This is a genomic window from Aurantiacibacter suaedae (assembly GCF_005434915.1).
Taxonomy (GTDB): domain Bacteria; phylum Pseudomonadota; class Alphaproteobacteria; order Sphingomonadales; family Sphingomonadaceae; genus Alteraurantiacibacter; species Alteraurantiacibacter suaedae.
The window spans coordinates 618673-634653 of sequence record NZ_SKCG01000001.1 but is presented as its reverse complement, the minus strand read 5'-3'; the positions used below and the strand labels follow the sequence as shown (position 1 = coordinate 634653).

Here is a 15981-nt window from a genome sequence, read left to right as displayed (position 1 = left end):
GACTGACGGGGCACCATGCTACAGATCATCGCCTTTTACCTGTTCGCCGCGCTGGTGATCGCCAGCGGAGCGATGACTATAATGTCGCGCAACCCGGTTCATTCGGTGTTGTGGCTGATTCTCGCTTTCTTCAACGCGGCGGGGCTGATGGTGCTCGTGGGCGCCGAATTCATCGCCATGCTGCTGGTGATCGTTTACGTCGGTGCGGTCGCGGTGCTGTTCTTGTTCGTCGTGATGATGCTGAATATCGACTTTGCCGAACTGCGCGCCGGGTTCGTGAAGAATGCGCCGCTTGGCCTGGTCATCGCGCTGGTGTTGGTGTGCGAGCTGGTGCTCGGCCTCGGCGCCTACCGCGCCGGTATCATCGAGCTGGGTACGCCGTCGGGCGAAGTCCTGCTGGGTGAGACCAACATCGCCCAGATCGGCGAGCTGCTCTATGGCCGCTACCTGTTCCTGTTCGAGAGCGCGGGCATTATCCTGCTGGTCGCAATGATTGGCGCGATTGTGCTGACCCACCGTGAGCAGCGCAGTGTGCGCGGGCATCAGAACATTGCCAAGCAGAATGCGCGCCGTCCTGAAGAGGCAACCGAATTGAAGCAGCCCGGTATCGGGCAGGGGGTCGAACTGTGATCGGCATCGAACACTACATCGTCGTCAGCTCGATCCTGTTCGTGCTGGGCGTTCTGGGGATTTTCCTCAACCGCAAGAACATCATCGTGATCCTGATGGCGATCGAGCTGATCCTTCTCAGCGTGAACATCAACCTGGTGGCGTTCAGCGCCTTCCTGGGCGACCTTACCGGGCAGATCTTCGCCATGTTCGTGCTCACCGTTGCGGCGGGCGAGGCGGCCATCGGCCTTGCCATTCTCGTTATTTACTTCCGTTCGCGCGGCACGATCGCGGTGGACGATGTCAACCGGATGAAGGGATAGACCTTTGCAGACCTCCATCCTGATAATTGTGTTTGCGCCCTTGCTGGCGGCGATCATCGCCGGGCTGGGCAACCGCAAGCTCGGCAACATGCCCGCCAAGGTGATTACAACCGGCGGCTTGTTCCTGTCGTGCGCACTGAGCTGGCCGATCTTCCTTCAGTTCCTCGGCGGTGATGTCGCGGCGACCGTGGTGCCGGTGCTCAAGTGGGTGCAGTCGGGCTCGATGAGCTTCGACTGGGTACTGCGGGTCGATACGCTGACCGCAATCATGCTGGTCGTGATCACCAGCGTTTCGGCGCTGGTTCACCTCTACAGCTGGGGCTACATGTCCGACGACCCGGACCAGCCGCGCTTCTTCGCCTACCTGTCGCTGTTCACCTTTGCGATGCTGATGCTGGTGACCGCGAACAACCTGGTGCAGATGTTCTTCGGTTGGGAAGGCGTGGGCCTCGCCTCGTACCTGCTGATCGGCTTCTGGTTCCAGAAGCCCTCCGCCGGAGCCGCCGCGATCAAGGCCTTCGTGGTCAATCGCGTTGGCGACCTTGGCTTCATGCTCGGCATCTTCGGCACCTTTCTGGTTTTTCAGACCACGTCGATCCCCGAGATTCTCGCCGCCTCGCCTGAGATGGCAGGCAGCACGATCACCTTCCTCGGCGCGCGCTGGGATACGATGACGATCCTGTGCCTGCTGCTGTTCGTCGGCGCGATGGGCAAGTCGGCGCAGCTCGGTCTGCACACCTGGCTGCCCGACGCGATGGAAGGCCCCACCCCGGTTTCCGCGCTGATCCACGCCGCCACCATGGTGACGGCAGGCGTGTTCATGGTTTGCCGCCTGTCGCCGATGTTCGAGGCCGCACCTGCCGCGCTCACCGTGGTGACGATCGTTGGCGGCGCGACCTGCTTCTTCGCGGCCACCATCGGCACCACGCAGTGGGACATCAAGCGCGTGATCGCCTATTCGACCTGCTCGCAGCTCGGCTACATGTTCTTCGCCGCCGGCGTCGGCGCCTATGGCGCAGCTATGTTCCACCTGTTCACGCACGCGTTCTTCAAGGCGCTGCTCTTCCTGGGTGCCGGCTCGGTGATCCACGCGATGCATCACGAGCAGGACATGCGCTATTACGGCGGTCTGCGTAAGCACATCCCGATCACCTTCTACGCCATGCTTGCGGGCACGCTCGCGATAACGGGCCTGGGTGTATATCATCTCGGGGCGGGCTTTGCGGGCTTCTGGTCGAAGGACGCGATTCTCGAGGCGGCCTATGCTTCGGGTACCTCGGCCGGCAATGCCGCCTTCTGGCTCGGCACGGTCGCTGCGCTGCTTACCAGCTTCTACTCATGGCGCCTGATGTTCCTCACCTTCTGGGGCAAGCCGCGCTGGATCGAGAGCGAGCACATCCAGCACACGGTCCACAAGACGCCGGAACAGGCAGGCGCGGACACCACCGGCGGCTACCATCCGCATGAGAGCCCGTGGGTCATGCTGACCCCGTTGGTCGTGCTCAGTGTGGGCGCGGTGCTGGCCGGGCAGGTGTTCCACGATGCCTTCCTTAACGAAGAAGGTTTTTGGAACGGTGCGATCTATTACAACGAGCATCTGATGCACGCGATGCATGAGGTTCCGACGCTGGTGAAATATGCGGCGTTCATCGTGATGGCTCTTGGGCTTCTGGCTGCCTGGTATGCCTATATTCGCAAGCCGTCAGTGCCTGCGGCGGTGGCCCAGCAGCTCGGCCCGATCTATCGCTTCGTCTACCGCAAGTGGATGTTCGACGAGCTTTACAACTCCGTGTTTGTGAAGCCTGCTTTCTGGCTCGGCCGCCTGTTCTGGAAGGCTGGCGATGAAGGCACGATCAACCGCTTCGGCCCCGATGGTGCGGCATGGCTTGTCATGCGCGGCTCGGGCCTCGCTGCCCGCGTGCAGTCGGGCTATCTCACCAGCTACGCGCTGATCATGCTGCTCGGCCTTGTTGCCGCCATCACCTGGGTGTTGTTCTGATGGGGGGCTTTCCGATCCTTTCCGCCATGCTGCTGGTTCCGCTCGTCGGTGCCATCGCCTGCCTGTTCTCCGAGGCGAAGACCGCCCGGGTGATCGCGCTTATCGCCACGCTGGTCGACCTTGCCCTCGGCATCGTACTGTGGATGAACTTCGACGTGGGCGGCGCCCAGTGGCAATTCACCGAGCGCGCTTCGCTGTTTGCTGGCTTCGACTATGCACTCGGTATCGACGGCATTGCGCTGATGCTGATCATGCTCAGCGTGTTCCTGATGCCGGTTTGCATCGGGGCGAGCTGGGACTCGATCACCAAGCGCGTGGGCGAATACATGTCGGCCTTCCTGCTGATGGAAGTGCTGATGATCGGCGTCTTCGCGGCGCAGGACATCCTGCTGTTCTATATTTTCTTCGAAGCTGGCCTGATCCCGATGTACCTCATCATCGGCATCTGGGGCGGCGACAACCGCATCTACGCTTCGTACAAGTTCTTCCTCTATACGCTACTCGGCTCGGTGGTGATGCTGATCGCGATGCTATGGATGGTGATCGAGGCAGGCACTTCGAGCGTGCCCGCGCTGATGGTCTACGACTTCCCGCCTGAGGCGCAGACCTGGCTGTGGCTGGCCTTCTTCGCCAGCTTCGCGGTGAAGATGCCGATGTGGCCGGTCCACACTTGGTTGCCCGACGCGCACGTGCAGGCCCCCACCGCCGGTTCGGTGATCCTGGCGGGCGTGCTGCTCAAGCTCGGCGGCTACGGCATGATCCGGTTCAGCCTGCCGATGTTCCCCGAGGCTAGCGCGCAGTTTATGTGGCTGGTGCTGGGCCTCTCGATGGTGGCCGTGGTGGTCACCAGCTTGATCGCGCTGGTGCAGCGCGACATGAAGAAGCTGATCGCCTATTCTTCGGTCGCGCACATGGGCATCGTGACGGCGGGCCTGTTCGCCTTCAACACCCAGGGGCTCGAGGGCGCCATGGTGATGATGCTGAGCCACGGCCTCGTTTCGGGCGCGCTGTTCCTGTGTGTGGGCGTGATCTACGATCGGCTGCATACCCGTGAGATTTCGCGCTACGGCGGCATCGCGATCAACATGCCGGCCTATGCCGCCGTGTTTCTGTTCTTCACCATGGCCTCAATCGGCCTGCCGGGCACCAGCGGCTTCGTCGCCGAGTTCCTGAGCCTTGCGGGGGTTTACCAGATTTCGAGCTGGGCCGCCTTCGTGTGCACCACCGGCATCATTCTGGGCGCTGCCTACATGCTTTACCTTTACCGCCGCGTCGCTTTTGGCCCGCAGGTCAACGCCGACGCCGCTGCCATGCCCGACCTTTCGATGCGCGAATACCTCCTGCTGGTTCCGATCGCGCTCGCCGCGCTGTGGATGGGCGTTTATCCGGAGAGCTTCCTCGCCCCGATGCGGCAGGATATCGCCGTGCTCGACGCGCGCCTTTCGCGCGCCGCGCCTGAGAGCGATGCTCACTTCGTGATGGGGGAGGGCACGCCTGCCCAAGAAGCCCATGCTGAAGGGGAGGCCCACTGATGGAACTCTCGAACTCGCTCGGCCTCGTCCTGCCCGAACTGATCCTGTCGCTGTCGGGCCTGATCATGCTGCTGTTCGCCGCCTGGGGCGGTGACCGGCTCTCCAGCGCCATTTCGATTGCCTGCTGCGTGGCGCTGGGTGCTGCCTTCGCGCTGGTCGCGCCTTCGGTCTGCGCCGGTGCTTCCGGGCCCGACACAATCGCCTTCTTCGGTCAGTTCCGTGCCGACGCCTATGCTGGCATGGCCAAACTGATGATCTATGCCGCTAGCGGTGCCGCCCTGATCGTCGCTCCGCGCTACTTCGACCGGCTCGGCGAGATGCGCGCCGAATATCCGGTGCTGGTGCTGTTTGCCGCGCTCGGCATGAGCATCATGGTTTCGGCCAGCGACCTTCTCACGCTGTACATCGGCCTCGAACTGAACTCGCTGTCGGCCTATGTGCTGGCAAGCTTCCTGCGCACTAACGAGAAGTCGGCCGAAGCGGGTCTCAAGTATTTCGTGCTGGGCGCGCTCGCCTCGGGCATCCTGCTGTTCGGCATGAGCCTGACCTACGGCTTTACCGGCGGCACCAGCTTCGCTGCGATCCAGGCTGCGGCGGCTGCGGGCGAGATGAGCACGGGTATGCTGTTCGGCCTGATATTCGTTCTGGCGGGCCTCGCCTTCAAGATCAGCGCGGTGCCGTTCCATATGTGGACGCCCGACGTCTACGAAGGCGCGCCGACCCCGGTGACGGCGTTCTTCGCCAGCGCGCCCAAGGTGGCGGCGGTGGCTTTGCTTGGCCGGGTCGCGGTCGAAGCCTTCGGTTCGCAGGCTGACGCTTGGCGGCAGGTTGTGATCTTCGCTGCGCTCGCTTCGATTGTGGTCGGTGCGCTGGGCGCAATCGGTCAGCAGAACCTCAAGCGTCTGCTTGCCTATTCCTCGATCAACAATGTCGGCTTCCTCCTGATCGGCCTTGCCGCCGCGACGCAGGCCGGGCTCGCGGCGATGCTCGTCTACCTCGCGATTTACGTCGTGATGACCGTTGGCAGCTTTGCCGCGCTGTTGCTGCTGCGTGATGCAGAGGGCAACCAGCTCGAAACCTTTGCCGACATTGCCGGTCTTTCCACTACCCGCCCGGCGCTGGCCTGGTGCCTGCTGCTGATTATGTTCTCGCTTGCTGGCATCCCGCCGTTGATGGGCTTCTGGGGCAAGCTGGTGGTGTTCTGGGCGGCGGTGGAGGCTGACCTGCTGGCGCTCGCCGTGCTCGGCATGGCCGCCTCCGTGATCGGCGCGTTCTACTACCTCAAGTTCGTGAAGGTGATGTTCTTTGACGAGGCCGCCGACCGGGTGACAGGTGAAGCCGACAAGGCGAACTGGGTGTTGCTGGCGATCTGTGCAGTGCTCATCTCGCCGATAGGCTATCTGCTCACCGGATGGCTTGTCTCCATCGCCAACACGGCCGCAGGATCGCTGCCGCTGGCAGGCTAGGGCGCTGGTGCAAATCGACACCATCGGCGAAACCGGCAGCACCAACGCCGATCTCGCCGCGCACCTTGCCCGCGGGGACACGCTGGCCGAGGGTTACTGGCTCGTCGCTGACCGCCAGACGTCCGGACGCGGTCGGCAAGGGCGGCAGTGGCGCGATACGCCCGGCAACTTCATGGGTTCGACCGTCGTCGAGCTGCGCGAAGGCGACCCCCCGCCGATGCAGCTCAGCATGGTTGCCGCACTGGCGCTGCTGGAGACCGTGCTGCAACGTCTGGCTGATCCCTCGCGGGTGCGTCTCAAGTGGCCGAACGATGTGCTGCTCGACGGTGCTAAGTTCTGCGGCATCTTGCTGGAACGGGTGAAGGACCATGCTGTGATTGGCATGGGTGTGAACCTTGTGGCAGCGCCGCCGATTGAGGGCCGCGAGACGCGTGCTTTATCGGCGCTGGGCCCCGCTCCGCAACGCGACGCCTTCGCGCGCGACCTGGCCGCCGCTTTCGCCAGCGAAGTCTCCCACTGGAGGGCGCATGGCGGAGACGATCTGCGCAGCCGCTGGCTGGCCGCCGCGCATCCGCTCGGCACCGCGCTTTCGGTTCACGATGAGCACGGCGCCGTGATCTCGGGCCAGTTCGCAGGCCTCGCCGAAGACTTTGCGCTGATCCTTCGCTTGGACGACGGCAGCCAACGTGTCATTCACGCAGGCGACGTGACCGAGGAGAAAGCCTGATGCTGCTGGCGATTGATGTTGGCAACACCAATGTCGTGTTCGCGCTGGTCGAATATGGCGAGCGCGGGCACAAGATCCGCACTCGCTGGCGCATCGCCACCGAGCCGCGCCGCACGGCCGACGAATATGCCGTCTGGTTGGTGCAGCTTATGGCGATAGAGGGCATTGACCGTTCGCAGGTGAGCGCTGTCATGATCGGTTCGGTCGTGCCACGCGCAGACCATAACCTTACCGTGCTGGCGCAGAAGTACTTTGGCGTCGAGCCGATGTTCGCCGGGCAGGGAAAGGCCGCCTGGCAGTTCGAGATCGACGTCGAACAGCCCAGTTCGCTCGGCGCTGACCGGGCACTCAATTGCATCGCGGCACACGCGCTGATCGGCGGTGATCTGATCGTGGTCGACTTCGGCACTGCGACCAAGTTCGAGGTGGTCGATTTCAACGGCGCTTATAAGGGCGGCATCATAGCGCCGGGCATCAATCTCTCGCTCGACGCGCTGGTCGGCAAGACCGCCAAGCTCCCGCGCATTGCCATCGCCGCGCCGCCAACCGACGGCGTGATCGGGCGCAACACCGAGAGCCAGATGCAGATCGGCGTCTATTGGGGCTATGTCGCGATGATGGAGGGCCTCATCGGGCGCATGAAGGAAGAGATCGGGCGGCCCGTGAAGGTGCTGGCCACCGGCGGGCTCGCCGTACTGTTCGACGAACACACCCAGGTATTCGACATGATCGAGCCCGAGCTCACGCTCCACGGGCTCGCCATTCTCGCAAAGCAGGCAAAGGCCGCATGAAAAAAGATTATACCCCCGAAGACGAACTGCTGTTCCTCGCGCTTGGCGGCTCGGGCGAGATCGGGATGAACCTCAATCTCTACGGTTGCCGCGGCAAGTGGCTGATGGTCGACCTCGGCATGAGCTTCGGCGCGGCCGAATATCCGGGCACCGAGCTGATGTTCCCCGATCCCGATTTCATCGAGGACCGGCTCGACGACCTTATCGGCATCGTGCTCACCCACGCGCACGAGGACCATATCGGCGCGATCCCCTATTTCGCCGCCGATTTCGGCGTGCCGCTTTATGCCACGCCCTTCACCGCCGACCTGATCCTGCGCAAGCTGGAGGAGGCGGGGCTGGTCGATGCGGTCGAGCTGAACGTGATCCCCGACGATCACGGCTCGATCAAACTCGATCCTTTCACCATCACTTACATCCCGCTCGCGCACTCGATTGCCGAGGGCAACGCGCTGCTGATTGAGACCCCGTTCGGCCACGTGTTCCACACCGGCGACTGGAAGCTCGACGACGAGCCGCAGATCGGTACGCCCGCCACCGAGGCCGAGCTGACCGATATCGGCAACGAAGGCGTGCTGGCGCTGGTCTGCGATTCGACCAACGTGTTCAACGATGCCACCTCTGGATCGGAAGGCGAGGTCTATCGCGGGCTGCTGGAGGAGGTCTCGCTCCATCGCGGCAAGCGGGTGCTGGTCACCACCTTTGCTTCCAACGTGGCGCGGTTGCAGACACTGGGCGCGATTGCCGAGCAGAGCGAACGGCGGCTCTGCGTGGCGGGGCGCTCGCTTGATCGGATTATCGAGGTCGCGCAGGACAACGGCTATCTCGAAGACCTGGCCGAACTGGTCGATTTCGACACCGCCATGGGCTTGCCGCGCGGCGAAGTGCTGATCCTCGCCACCGGCGGGCAGGGCGAACCGCGCGCTGCGCTCGCCCGGATCGCGGAGGACAACCACCCGCTGCAACTTGTGTCGGGCGACGTGGTGCTGTTCTCCAGCCGTCAGATCCCGGGTAACGAGCTGGCGATTGGCCGCGTGCAGAACATGCTTGCCGAGCGCGGCATCACCATGGTTACCGACCGCCAGAGCGAAATCCATGTCTCGGGCCACCCCGGGCGGCCCGACCTGAAAGCGCTATATGGCTGGTTGCGGCCCGACATTCTTGTGCCTGTCCACGGCGAGATCCGCCACATGCAGGAGCAGGCGCGGTTCGGCAAAAGCTGCGGGATCGAACACAATGTGTTCCAGAAGAACGGCGATATTGTCCGCCTGGCACCCGGCGCGCCGGGCAAGATCGGTGAGATTCACACCGGGCGTCTGGTGCTCGATGGCGACATCATCGTTCCCGCCGATGGCGACGCGGTCACCATGCGCCGCCGCCTTGCGCGCGATGGTATCCTGATCGTGGTGCTTGGCCAGCGTGACGACGTTCGTGTGGAGGGGATCGGCTTGCCGCTCGATGAGGACTACCCCGCCTTCGTGGCCGAGGCGCGAGCCGATGTGCTTGCTGCCATCGGCAAGCTGCGCGGTCCTGAGCGCAAGAGTGAGGACGCCATCGCCGAGGCTGCGCGTCTTGCCGCGCGCCGCTGTGCGCAGCGCTGGTCGGGCAAGAAACCGCAAACCCGGGTGATCCTCGCCAAATCAGCGGAAGCCTGACATGCAATTGACCTCGATAATCGCGATCTATGGCCTGTTCTGGGTGATGAGCGCCTTCCTCATGCTGCCGTTTGGTGTGAAAACAGCCGATGAGGCAGGTATCGAGAAGGTGCCCGGCCAGGCCGACAGCGCACCGGCGAACTTCAGGGGGTGGAGAGTCGTCTGGCGCGCGACCATTCTTGCCGCCGTTCTATGCGGATTGTTCGTCGCCAATTACGTTCAGGAATGGGTGGTACTGGAAGACATCAACCTGTTCGGCCAACCGCCCGAATAGGCTGATGCCGCCTGAGCCGCGTCAGTCGCGCAGGCGGTCGATGGCCTGCGCGAGCATGACGTAGAGCTTGCCTACATCCGATGACAGCAGCGTCACCGCCACGGCATTGCCGTCGCGGGTGGAAAGCACGTTGCGCAGCATCGCCTCGAAATCGTGGATGTAGCGGTTGACCGTTTCGCGGAACTCGCTGTCATCGACATAGATCGCGTGGACCGAGCGCGCCTCCTGCTTGTCGAGCAGGCGCACGGCGCGGCGGGTGAAAATGCCGCGATCACCGCGCAGATATTGCGCCCACTGCGTATCGGCGACCTCGTCTTCGAAAGCGCGCGAGATGTCGATGGCCGAGGAGTTGAGCGCCTCGGTGATGGCGGCCATGCGGCGGGTAAAATCGTGATCGACCCGCTCCTCGGCCTTTTCGCGGGCGGTGGCGACGCGCTGTTCGAGATTGCCCGTCAGTTCGTTGACGGCCGCCAGCTGATTGCGCAGTTCGCGTGCGCTTTGCCGGCTGATCTCGCTCGCGCGTTGGGCAGAGCTTTCCAGCTCGGCAATGGTTGATTGCGCCTCGCGGCCAAGCGCTTCGGCGATGACGGCATTGCTGTCGCGGGCGATGGTGTCGGCCACTTCGCGAATGGCCTCGTTCTGATCGGTACGCAGGCTTTCCACTGCCGCTTGCGAGCTGGCGGTGAGCGCTGCGATAGCATCCTGCAACTCGCCGCGGGTCTGCTCCGCCAATGCCTTCGAGCGCTCGGCCACTTCGGCAAGCTGCGCTTCGAGCTTTTGCAGCACGTCGACCGCGCCATTGCCGTCGGTCTTTGCCGTTTCGACATGGCCTGCAACCACGGCACCGCGTTGCTCGGCATCTTTCAACAGTGCGGCCAGCCGCTCAGCATGACCGTGGAAGCCGGTCAGCCGCTCCTGAGCTGAGACGATGGCGCCGCTCAGTTCGCCCTCGGCGTGGATCTTGCCGGCTTGCAGCAGCTCGAGCAAGCGCACGCTCTCGCCGGTCAGATCGTCGACGGCTCTGCTGTTATCGTCGAGCGTCTGCCTGCTGGCGTGAAGGCGTCCTTCCAGCTGCTCGATCGAACTGGCAATGTCGGCATTCGTTTCGCTGAAGCGGGCACCCAGGCTGGCGATGTCGGTATCGATGGCCGCCAACCGCGCGGCGAGGCTTTCGCCGCGCTGCGCCAGCTGCTCCACATGGGCGAGGTGGGCTTCCTGGCGGTTGCCGATCTGCTCGTCGAATTGGGCCAGTCGATTCTCGAGCGCAGCGAGCGCCTCGCGCTCGCGGCGGTTCGATTCCTCCTGGCGCTGAGCAAGCTCGGCCTCGAAACTGGTGATGCCCTGGGCGAGCGAGGCATCCATCCGCGCGGCTTCATCGGCCAGGGCGGCGAGGCGGGTCCGGGCATTAGCGATCGCGCCTTCATCGGTTGCCGATACCCGTTCGATCGCGTCGGAAAGGCGGACTTCCATCGCTTCGATCATCTCACCCAGTTCCTGCCCGGCCTGTTCGCGGCTCTCGCGCATGTGGGCGAGGATGGTGTCGCATTCGTTGGAGAGCGTGTTCACCCGCTCCCGGATTTTTGCGATGGAGCGTTCCTCGATCTCGATCAGCTTGGCGTTGCGCTCGTCAAGGAAGGTCACGAGCTTTTCGGCCCGGGCTTCGGTCTCGGTCAGTGCCTCCCTGTCTCGCTCCACGATCTGGCGCTGGAAATCGGCGCTCTGGCGGTTGATTTCGGCAAAGGTCGACAGCGCGGTGCTGCCCAACTCGCTGGACTGCAGCTCGAACTCGGCGAGGGTTTCGGCCACGCGCGCAGTGATTTTCTCGACATGGGCCTCTCCGGCTGCGCCGTGCTCCTCCAGCTGCTTCATTGCAGTGACGAGGCTTTCCAGCTGACGGTCGGCGGCGTTGCCGACGCTGCCTATCTGGTTGGTCATGTCCCGCGCCGAATTTGCGAGGACGGGCAACTGATCGCGCAGCCGTTCCATGTTGGCGACGGCGCTATCGCTGACCACGCCAATCCGGTCGACCTTGTCGCCATTGGTGGAAATCAGGGCCTGCAAGGTCTCCGCACTGCCCGAGAGCCGCTCGGTAGCCACGCGGCCGAGCGATTCCAGATCGCGCGATTGCGAGGCGATGAAATCACGCGCGAGGCTGAGTTCGCGATTGATGACCGTGAGCCGCTGTTCGAGCGCCGAGCTCTCCTCCGCCAGCGTCCGCGCGGTATCGGCGAAGCGGCGTTGCTGAGCCCGCCCCGTGCGCATCAGCGCCTGCCACAAGAGAGCCAGCAGCAGCACCGGCACCATCAGCTCGAACAGGCTCGATACCCAGTCCGAAGGCGCTGTTGCCGCGGTAAGACTTTCGCGCCGGGCCCAGATGAAGAACCCGATCCAGCCCGCCATCAGCAGACCGAACAGCGCGGTCAGCATCCGGTCGCGAGAGGATGGACCGGACATGTCCTCTTCCACCCACGCTTCCTCGTACTCAGGCTCACGCTCATGTGCAGCCTCGCCAGTCTCGGGCTCGTGGCCAGCGGTGATGCTGTCATCAGCCGTGTTTGCCGAACTGTCGGTCATGTCAGTATCGCCTAGCACGAGGACTCGTTTCCGGTTTGTCATCGCGTGAATTTATCACACCCGACCCGCGGAGAAACCCCGACTTAACTCCTGATCCCCATATTAAAGGGAATGGCTTACGAATCAGGCAGTTTTGAAGCGGCTATTGCGGCTGCCTCCGGGCAGGACGCCGAATTGCGTGCGCAGATTCTCGCCGGCTTTGTCGAAAGTGTGGTGATGCAGATCGATCTGCTCGGCCGGGCCAGATGCGATGGCAACTGGGAGGTCGCCGCGCATCGCCTGAGAGGGCTGGGCGCCAGCTTCCACGACGGCGAGCTGGTGGCACTGGCCGAAAGGGCGCTCGACAGCGCTCCGAGCGACCCGGTGGCCGTGCGTCATCTTATGGATTACTCGGCCCGGCTCACTGCCAAGATCTAAGCATTCGGGGCGCTTGGCAGGGCGAGGGCAAGCGCCTAGCTAGGCGCCGATGAATTGCCCTGAGTCCTGTTGAATGCGCGCTGCTCTTATTATCATGCAACCCGTCGGGGCCGAGCCCGCACCAGATGTGCTTGGGCGCAGCCTTGCCCTGCGTCAGCTCGATTTTGCCCGCCATTGCCAGTGCGACGTGCTGTTGCTGCTTGCGCGCGGTGTCACCGCCGAGGCCAACGAATTGCGCCACGCGGCAGAGGACGCCGGTATGCGCGTGCAACTGCTTGGCGCAGCCGATGCGCTGTCGGGCGTGGTCCAGCCGGGTGACAGCCTGCTGGTGATGCAGGAAGATCTGCTGCCCTTCTGCCATGAGGCGTCTTCGGCGCTGGCAGAGGGCAATTGTGTGGTCATTCTCGACGCCGGGGCGGGAACGCGCGCCGGATTCGAGCGGATCGATATCGACCGGGCCTGGGGCGGCGCGCTGACGATCGACGGCGCGGCGCTACGCCGCCTGTCCGGTCTAGGCGAGGGTTTTGCCCCCGCCTCCGCGCTTTTGCGAGCAGCTCTGCAACAGGGCGTCCGCCAGCAACGGCTCGACACGGGCACGCTGCGCAGCGGCGAGTGGCAACTGGTCGCGAACGATGAAGATGCCGTGCGGGTCGAGCAGTTGTGGCTCGATCATATGCTGGAACGGCCTGGCTTGGTGCGGCCGACAGCCTGGCTCGCCCATCGCTTGTTGAAACCCTTTGCCGCGAGGCTTGCGAGTCGCCCGTCGACCCGGGGCTGGATCGCTGGGTTGACGGTGCTGGTGCTGCTCGCGGCGCTGGCTGCGGTGTACATGGGCTATGTCGCGGCCGGTCTTGGCGGCATTCTTGTGGCCACGCTGCTGCCAGAGATCACACGTCAGCTGGCGCAGGTTAGCGCTACGCCCTCTGCGCCGGCGCGCAACTGGCCCTGGGTTGGCTGGCTGGTCGACGCCGCATTGGTGGGCGCGCTGGCGCTCTCGGTGGAGGCACCGTGGTATCGCATGGCCTTCGCTCCCTTGGTGGCGGGCGCAGCGCTGTTCCTGCTTGACCGAGCGAGCGGGCCGAAATGGCTGACGCTGGCGCGCGATCGCGGCATTGTGGTTGCGGTGGCGATGGTTGCAAGCGTGCTGCTGCCTGCGGAAGTGGCGGCGATGCTGCTGGCCGCATTGCTGATGATCTTCCTGCTAATCGTCCGAGCCCGCGAACGCGAATAACGCAGAATTAACAAAAACCGCATAAGGCCGGTGTAATGAGCGGAAGTTCACCCGACACGCCGTCCATCGATCAGGTCGAGGACGTGATGCGCTTCGAACTGTCGCGCGGCGATGCCTTGCTGGCATCCGCGCGGCCCGTGCTTGCGCATCTGCTGAACAGTGGCGACCATCTTCAGTTCAGCGACGAGATCATCGCGCGTGTTCGCGGCATGGCAAGCCACGCCGCGAGGCAGCTGCTCGATGCCGTGGGCGAAGCTGATGATAGGCTTGATCGTGACGATCTGCTTGCCAGCAACCGTGAGGCGCTGACCGAGACGATCCTGGCCGATAGCGGCTTTCTCTCGCACGCCCACGCCCTAGCGCTGGAAGTGCAGTGGGCGGACACGCTCCACCAGCGCTGCGGGCTCGACCCCGTGTTGACGCCGTTCCTTCAAGAGCTGGCCGCCTCAACCGATTCAGAAATCGCGGGCGCCGCCATGCATGTGCTGGCGGCTCAGGCCCGGTTCGTGCAGCAGCAGCGGCGCATGGAGCTGACGCTTGGCGAATTGCCGGGCGGCCTGTTTCATCGCGTGCTGCTGGCCATGCGCAGCTGCGCCGATGTGCCTGAAGGTGCGGGACAACAAGCGGAAGCACGCCTGCGACGCGCCTTCGACGAAGGGGGCAGCCGTGCCGGGCAGATGGCCCGCCTGCTGCTCGCGCTTGGTCACCGGGCCGAGCGGGCGCTGGCGATCGACCATGCCGGCCTCGCGCTGTTCGTCAGCGCGTTGGCAATGGCCTCGGGCCAGAGCCGTGACCTTGCGACCCATGCGCTGGGCGAAAACCAGCTTGCCCGTTTTGCTCTTGCCTTACGCGCAGCGGGCCTGCCGCAAGGCGCGGTGGAAGCCCAGTTCTTGCTGCTCCATCCCGAAATTACCTTGCCGCCCGGTTTCGACGGGCTGAGCGTAGAACGCGCCGCCGCCTTGCTTGCTTCGGGGCAGGTTCAGGGCGAGGACTGAGACCATGCCCGGCAGCGCTACCCTGCAGACCTTTGCCCGAACCGATGGCGCAGACCGCCTGATCGCGGCGCAGGAGCCATTGGCGGGCCTGCACGCGCGCTGCGGTGGCGAGCTGCCCGGCGAAATTGTCGCCCCGGCCTTGCGCGAGGTGGTTCACATGGCACGCGAATATGGCCTCAGGCTGGCGCGGCGCCTGCGCATGTCCGATGACCGCGAGGTATTCAGCATGTGGGTCGAGGTTGAGCCTGACGGCGAGGGCTGTCACGTCGCCATCTCGAACTGGCGCAGCGAAGGGCGACCGCCTGCCAGCGTCAATTGCGACGAGCACCGGATCGCGATGGCGCGCCATATGGCCGGGCTCAGCGCCCGGCTCGGGCCGAAGCAGGATTTGCTTGTGGTCGAGAGCCACGATGCGCAGCTTGCCGCGCTGGCCCAGGCGATGACCAAAGGGATCGGCCGACCCTGGACCGATTTTGTCACGCTGGAGGGCAATGTCCATCAGCAACCGCTGCACTGGCGGCTGCTTGACGGAGCGCGGTTGCGCGTCGCTGGCTTGCCGCAGGTGTGGACCGCGCACATTGTCCCGCTTGGCGGCGGCGAGCCGGGCAGTGGCGGCTTCGAGTTACTGCTGGTCTCCGATGCGCCGGCACCTGCCGCAGCGAAGACGAAGCCCGCTGCGCCGTTGCGCCAGAGCGGGATCGACCGCAAGATCGCACCGGTGCTGCGCCAGCCGGTTTCGCGCATCATCGCCAATGCCGAGACGATCCGCTCGCAGCTCTCCGGCCCGCTGGCAGACGAATATACCAACTATGCAGCCGACATCACGGCAGCGGGCGAGCATCTGCTGGCGCTGATCGAAGATTTGACCACGCTCGAACTGATCGAGGATGAGAACTTCTCTCCCGCGCCCGATCAGATCGACCTTGCGGATGTGGCGCGCCGTGCTGCGGGGATTCTCGGGATGCGTGCGCGCGAGCGCGCGATTTCGGTCGATGCGCCGAGACACGGCGAGGCGGCTCCTGCCATCGGCGAATTTCGGCGCGTGCTGCAGATTCTCCTGAACCTGCTCGGCAATGCGATCCGGTATTCGCCCGAAGGGTCGTCGATCTGGCTGCGCGTCGAAAGCGAAGATGGCGTGGCCACCATCACCGTCGCAGATCAGGGCGAGGGATTGAGCGCAGAGGAGGCCGACCGCGTCTTCACCAAGTTCGAGCGGCTCGGCCGCAGCGGCGACGGCGGATCGGGGCTCGGCCTCTATATCTCGCGCCGTCTGGCCGAGGCGATGGGTGGGGCCCTGACAGTCGAAAGCGCGAAGGGGCAGGGTTCCCGCTTCACGCTTTCGTTACCGGCGGACCAAGCCGCCACGTCCTGATTATGGCGAGCGCCGT

Annotated in this window: 14 protein-coding genes; 13 read left to right on the top strand and 1 reads right to left on the bottom strand. The window is 64.2% G+C overall.

The genetic code is table 11. From position 1 onward, the window contains the following. Positions 1-15: 15 nt before the first annotated feature. The 9 genes from E0473_RS02910 to E0473_RS02870 are packed head-to-tail and all read left to right on the top strand — an operon-like array spanning position 16 to position 9376. Positions 16-630 (top strand): NADH-quinone oxidoreductase subunit J, encoded by a 615-nt coding sequence (locus E0473_RS02910; protein WP_137679340.1) that lies wholly within the window; start codon positions 16-18, stop codon positions 628-630. After that, entirely contained in the window at positions 627-932 is a 306-nt protein-coding gene (gene nuoK, locus E0473_RS02905) for an NADH-quinone oxidoreductase subunit NuoK (protein WP_119592284.1), read from the top strand. The genes E0473_RS02910 and nuoK overlap by 4 nt, the downstream gene beginning before the upstream one ends. Positions 933-936: 4 nt before the next feature. Beyond that, positions 937-2931, top strand: a complete 1995-nt coding sequence (nuoL, locus tag E0473_RS02900; protein ID WP_137679339.1) for an NADH-quinone oxidoreductase subunit L — start codon at positions 937-939, stop codon at positions 2929-2931. After that, positions 2931-4463, top strand: a complete 1533-nt coding sequence (locus E0473_RS02895) for an NADH-quinone oxidoreductase subunit M (protein WP_137679338.1) — start codon at positions 2931-2933, stop codon at positions 4461-4463. The genes nuoL and E0473_RS02895 overlap by 1 nt, the downstream gene beginning before the upstream one ends. Beyond that, positions 4463-5929, top strand: coding sequence for an NADH-quinone oxidoreductase subunit NuoN (gene nuoN / locus E0473_RS02890; RefSeq protein WP_137679337.1), 1467 nt, complete (start codon positions 4463-4465; stop codon positions 5927-5929). Before E0473_RS02895 ends, nuoN begins: the two co-directional genes overlap by 1 nt. Before the next feature lie 7 nt (positions 5930-5936). Next, positions 5937-6656 carry a biotin--[acetyl-CoA-carboxylase] ligase gene (locus tag E0473_RS02885; RefSeq protein WP_137679336.1) on the top strand — a complete coding sequence of 240 codons (720 nt, stop codon included), beginning with the start codon at positions 5937-5939 and terminating at the stop codon, positions 6654-6656. Beyond that, the gene (locus tag E0473_RS02880; RefSeq protein WP_137679335.1) at positions 6656-7447 is read left to right on the top strand and encodes a type III pantothenate kinase; all 792 of its coding nucleotides are present in this window, start codon (positions 6656-6658) and stop codon (positions 7445-7447) included. Before E0473_RS02885 ends, E0473_RS02880 begins: the two co-directional genes overlap by 1 nt. Beyond that, positions 7444-9102 carry a ribonuclease J gene (locus E0473_RS02875; RefSeq protein WP_137679334.1) on the top strand — a complete coding sequence of 553 codons (1659 nt, stop codon included), beginning with the start codon at positions 7444-7446 and terminating at the stop codon, positions 9100-9102. The genes E0473_RS02880 and E0473_RS02875 overlap by 4 nt, the downstream gene beginning before the upstream one ends. A gap of 1 nt (position 9103) precedes the next feature. Further along, the gene (locus E0473_RS02870) at positions 9104-9376 is read left to right on the top strand and encodes a DUF1467 family protein (protein ID WP_137679333.1); all 273 of its coding nucleotides are present in this window, start codon (positions 9104-9106) and stop codon (positions 9374-9376) included. Positions 9377-9397: 21 nt separating this feature from the next. Here E0473_RS02870 and E0473_RS02865 read toward each other — a convergent pair whose 3' ends face one another. Continuing rightward, positions 9398-11950, bottom strand: a complete 2553-nt coding sequence (locus E0473_RS02865) for a coiled-coil domain-containing protein (protein WP_137679332.1) — start codon at positions 11948-11950, stop codon at positions 9398-9400. Between the two features lie 111 nt (positions 11951-12061). Here E0473_RS02865 and E0473_RS02860 point away from each other — a divergent pair, with 111 nt between their 5' ends. The 4 genes from E0473_RS02860 (at position 12062) to E0473_RS02845 (ending at position 15965) form a co-directional block, all read left to right on the top strand. Beyond that, positions 12062-12367, top strand: coding sequence for an Hpt domain-containing protein (locus tag E0473_RS02860; RefSeq protein WP_137679331.1), 306 nt, complete (start codon positions 12062-12064; stop codon positions 12365-12367). A gap of 73 nt (positions 12368-12440) precedes the next feature. Continuing rightward, positions 12441-13598 carry a hypothetical protein gene (locus tag E0473_RS02855; protein ID WP_137679330.1) on the top strand — a complete coding sequence of 386 codons (1158 nt, stop codon included), beginning with the start codon at positions 12441-12443 and terminating at the stop codon, positions 13596-13598. A gap of 35 nt (positions 13599-13633) precedes the next feature. Next, the gene (locus E0473_RS02850) at positions 13634-14593 is read left to right on the top strand and encodes a hypothetical protein (protein ID WP_137679329.1); all 960 of its coding nucleotides are present in this window, start codon (positions 13634-13636) and stop codon (positions 14591-14593) included. Between the two features lie 4 nt (positions 14594-14597). Then, complete coding sequence (locus E0473_RS02845) at positions 14598-15965, top strand: sensor histidine kinase (protein WP_137679328.1); 1368 nt, start codon at positions 14598-14600, stop codon at positions 15963-15965. Positions 15966-15981: the final 16 nt, after the last annotated feature.

What these genes read in the sequence shown, in the direction of transcription:
- E0473_RS02870 (WP_137679333.1), top strand. Translation starts at nt 9,104, where the DNA reads ATGCAATTGACCTCGATAATCGCGATCTATGGCCTGTTCTGGGTGATG.
- E0473_RS02880 (WP_137679335.1), top strand. Translation starts at nt 6,656, where the DNA reads ATGCTGCTGGCGATTGATGTTGGCAACACCAATGTCGTGTTCGCGCTG.
- E0473_RS02875 (WP_137679334.1), top strand. Translation starts at nt 7,444, where the DNA reads ATGAAAAAAGATTATACCCCCGAAGACGAACTGCTGTTCCTCGCGCTT.
- E0473_RS02860 (WP_137679331.1), top strand. Translation starts at nt 12,062, where the DNA reads ATGGCTTACGAATCAGGCAGTTTTGAAGCGGCTATTGCGGCTGCCTCC.
- E0473_RS02865 (WP_137679332.1), bottom strand. Translation starts at nt 11,950, where the DNA reads ATGACCGACAGTTCGGCAAACACGGCTGATGACAGCATCACCGCTGGC.
- nuoN (WP_137679337.1), top strand. Translation starts at nt 4,463, where the DNA reads ATGGAACTCTCGAACTCGCTCGGCCTCGTCCTGCCCGAACTGATCCTG.
- E0473_RS02855 (WP_137679330.1), top strand. Translation starts at nt 12,441, where the DNA reads ATGCGCGCTGCTCTTATTATCATGCAACCCGTCGGGGCCGAGCCCGCA.
- E0473_RS02850 (WP_137679329.1), top strand. Translation starts at nt 13,634, where the DNA reads ATGAGCGGAAGTTCACCCGACACGCCGTCCATCGATCAGGTCGAGGAC.
- E0473_RS02895 (WP_137679338.1), top strand. Translation starts at nt 2,931, where the DNA reads ATGGGGGGCTTTCCGATCCTTTCCGCCATGCTGCTGGTTCCGCTCGTC.
- E0473_RS02845 (WP_137679328.1), top strand. Translation starts at nt 14,598, where the DNA reads ATGCCCGGCAGCGCTACCCTGCAGACCTTTGCCCGAACCGATGGCGCA.
- E0473_RS02910 (WP_137679340.1), top strand. Translation starts at nt 16, where the DNA reads ATGCTACAGATCATCGCCTTTTACCTGTTCGCCGCGCTGGTGATCGCC.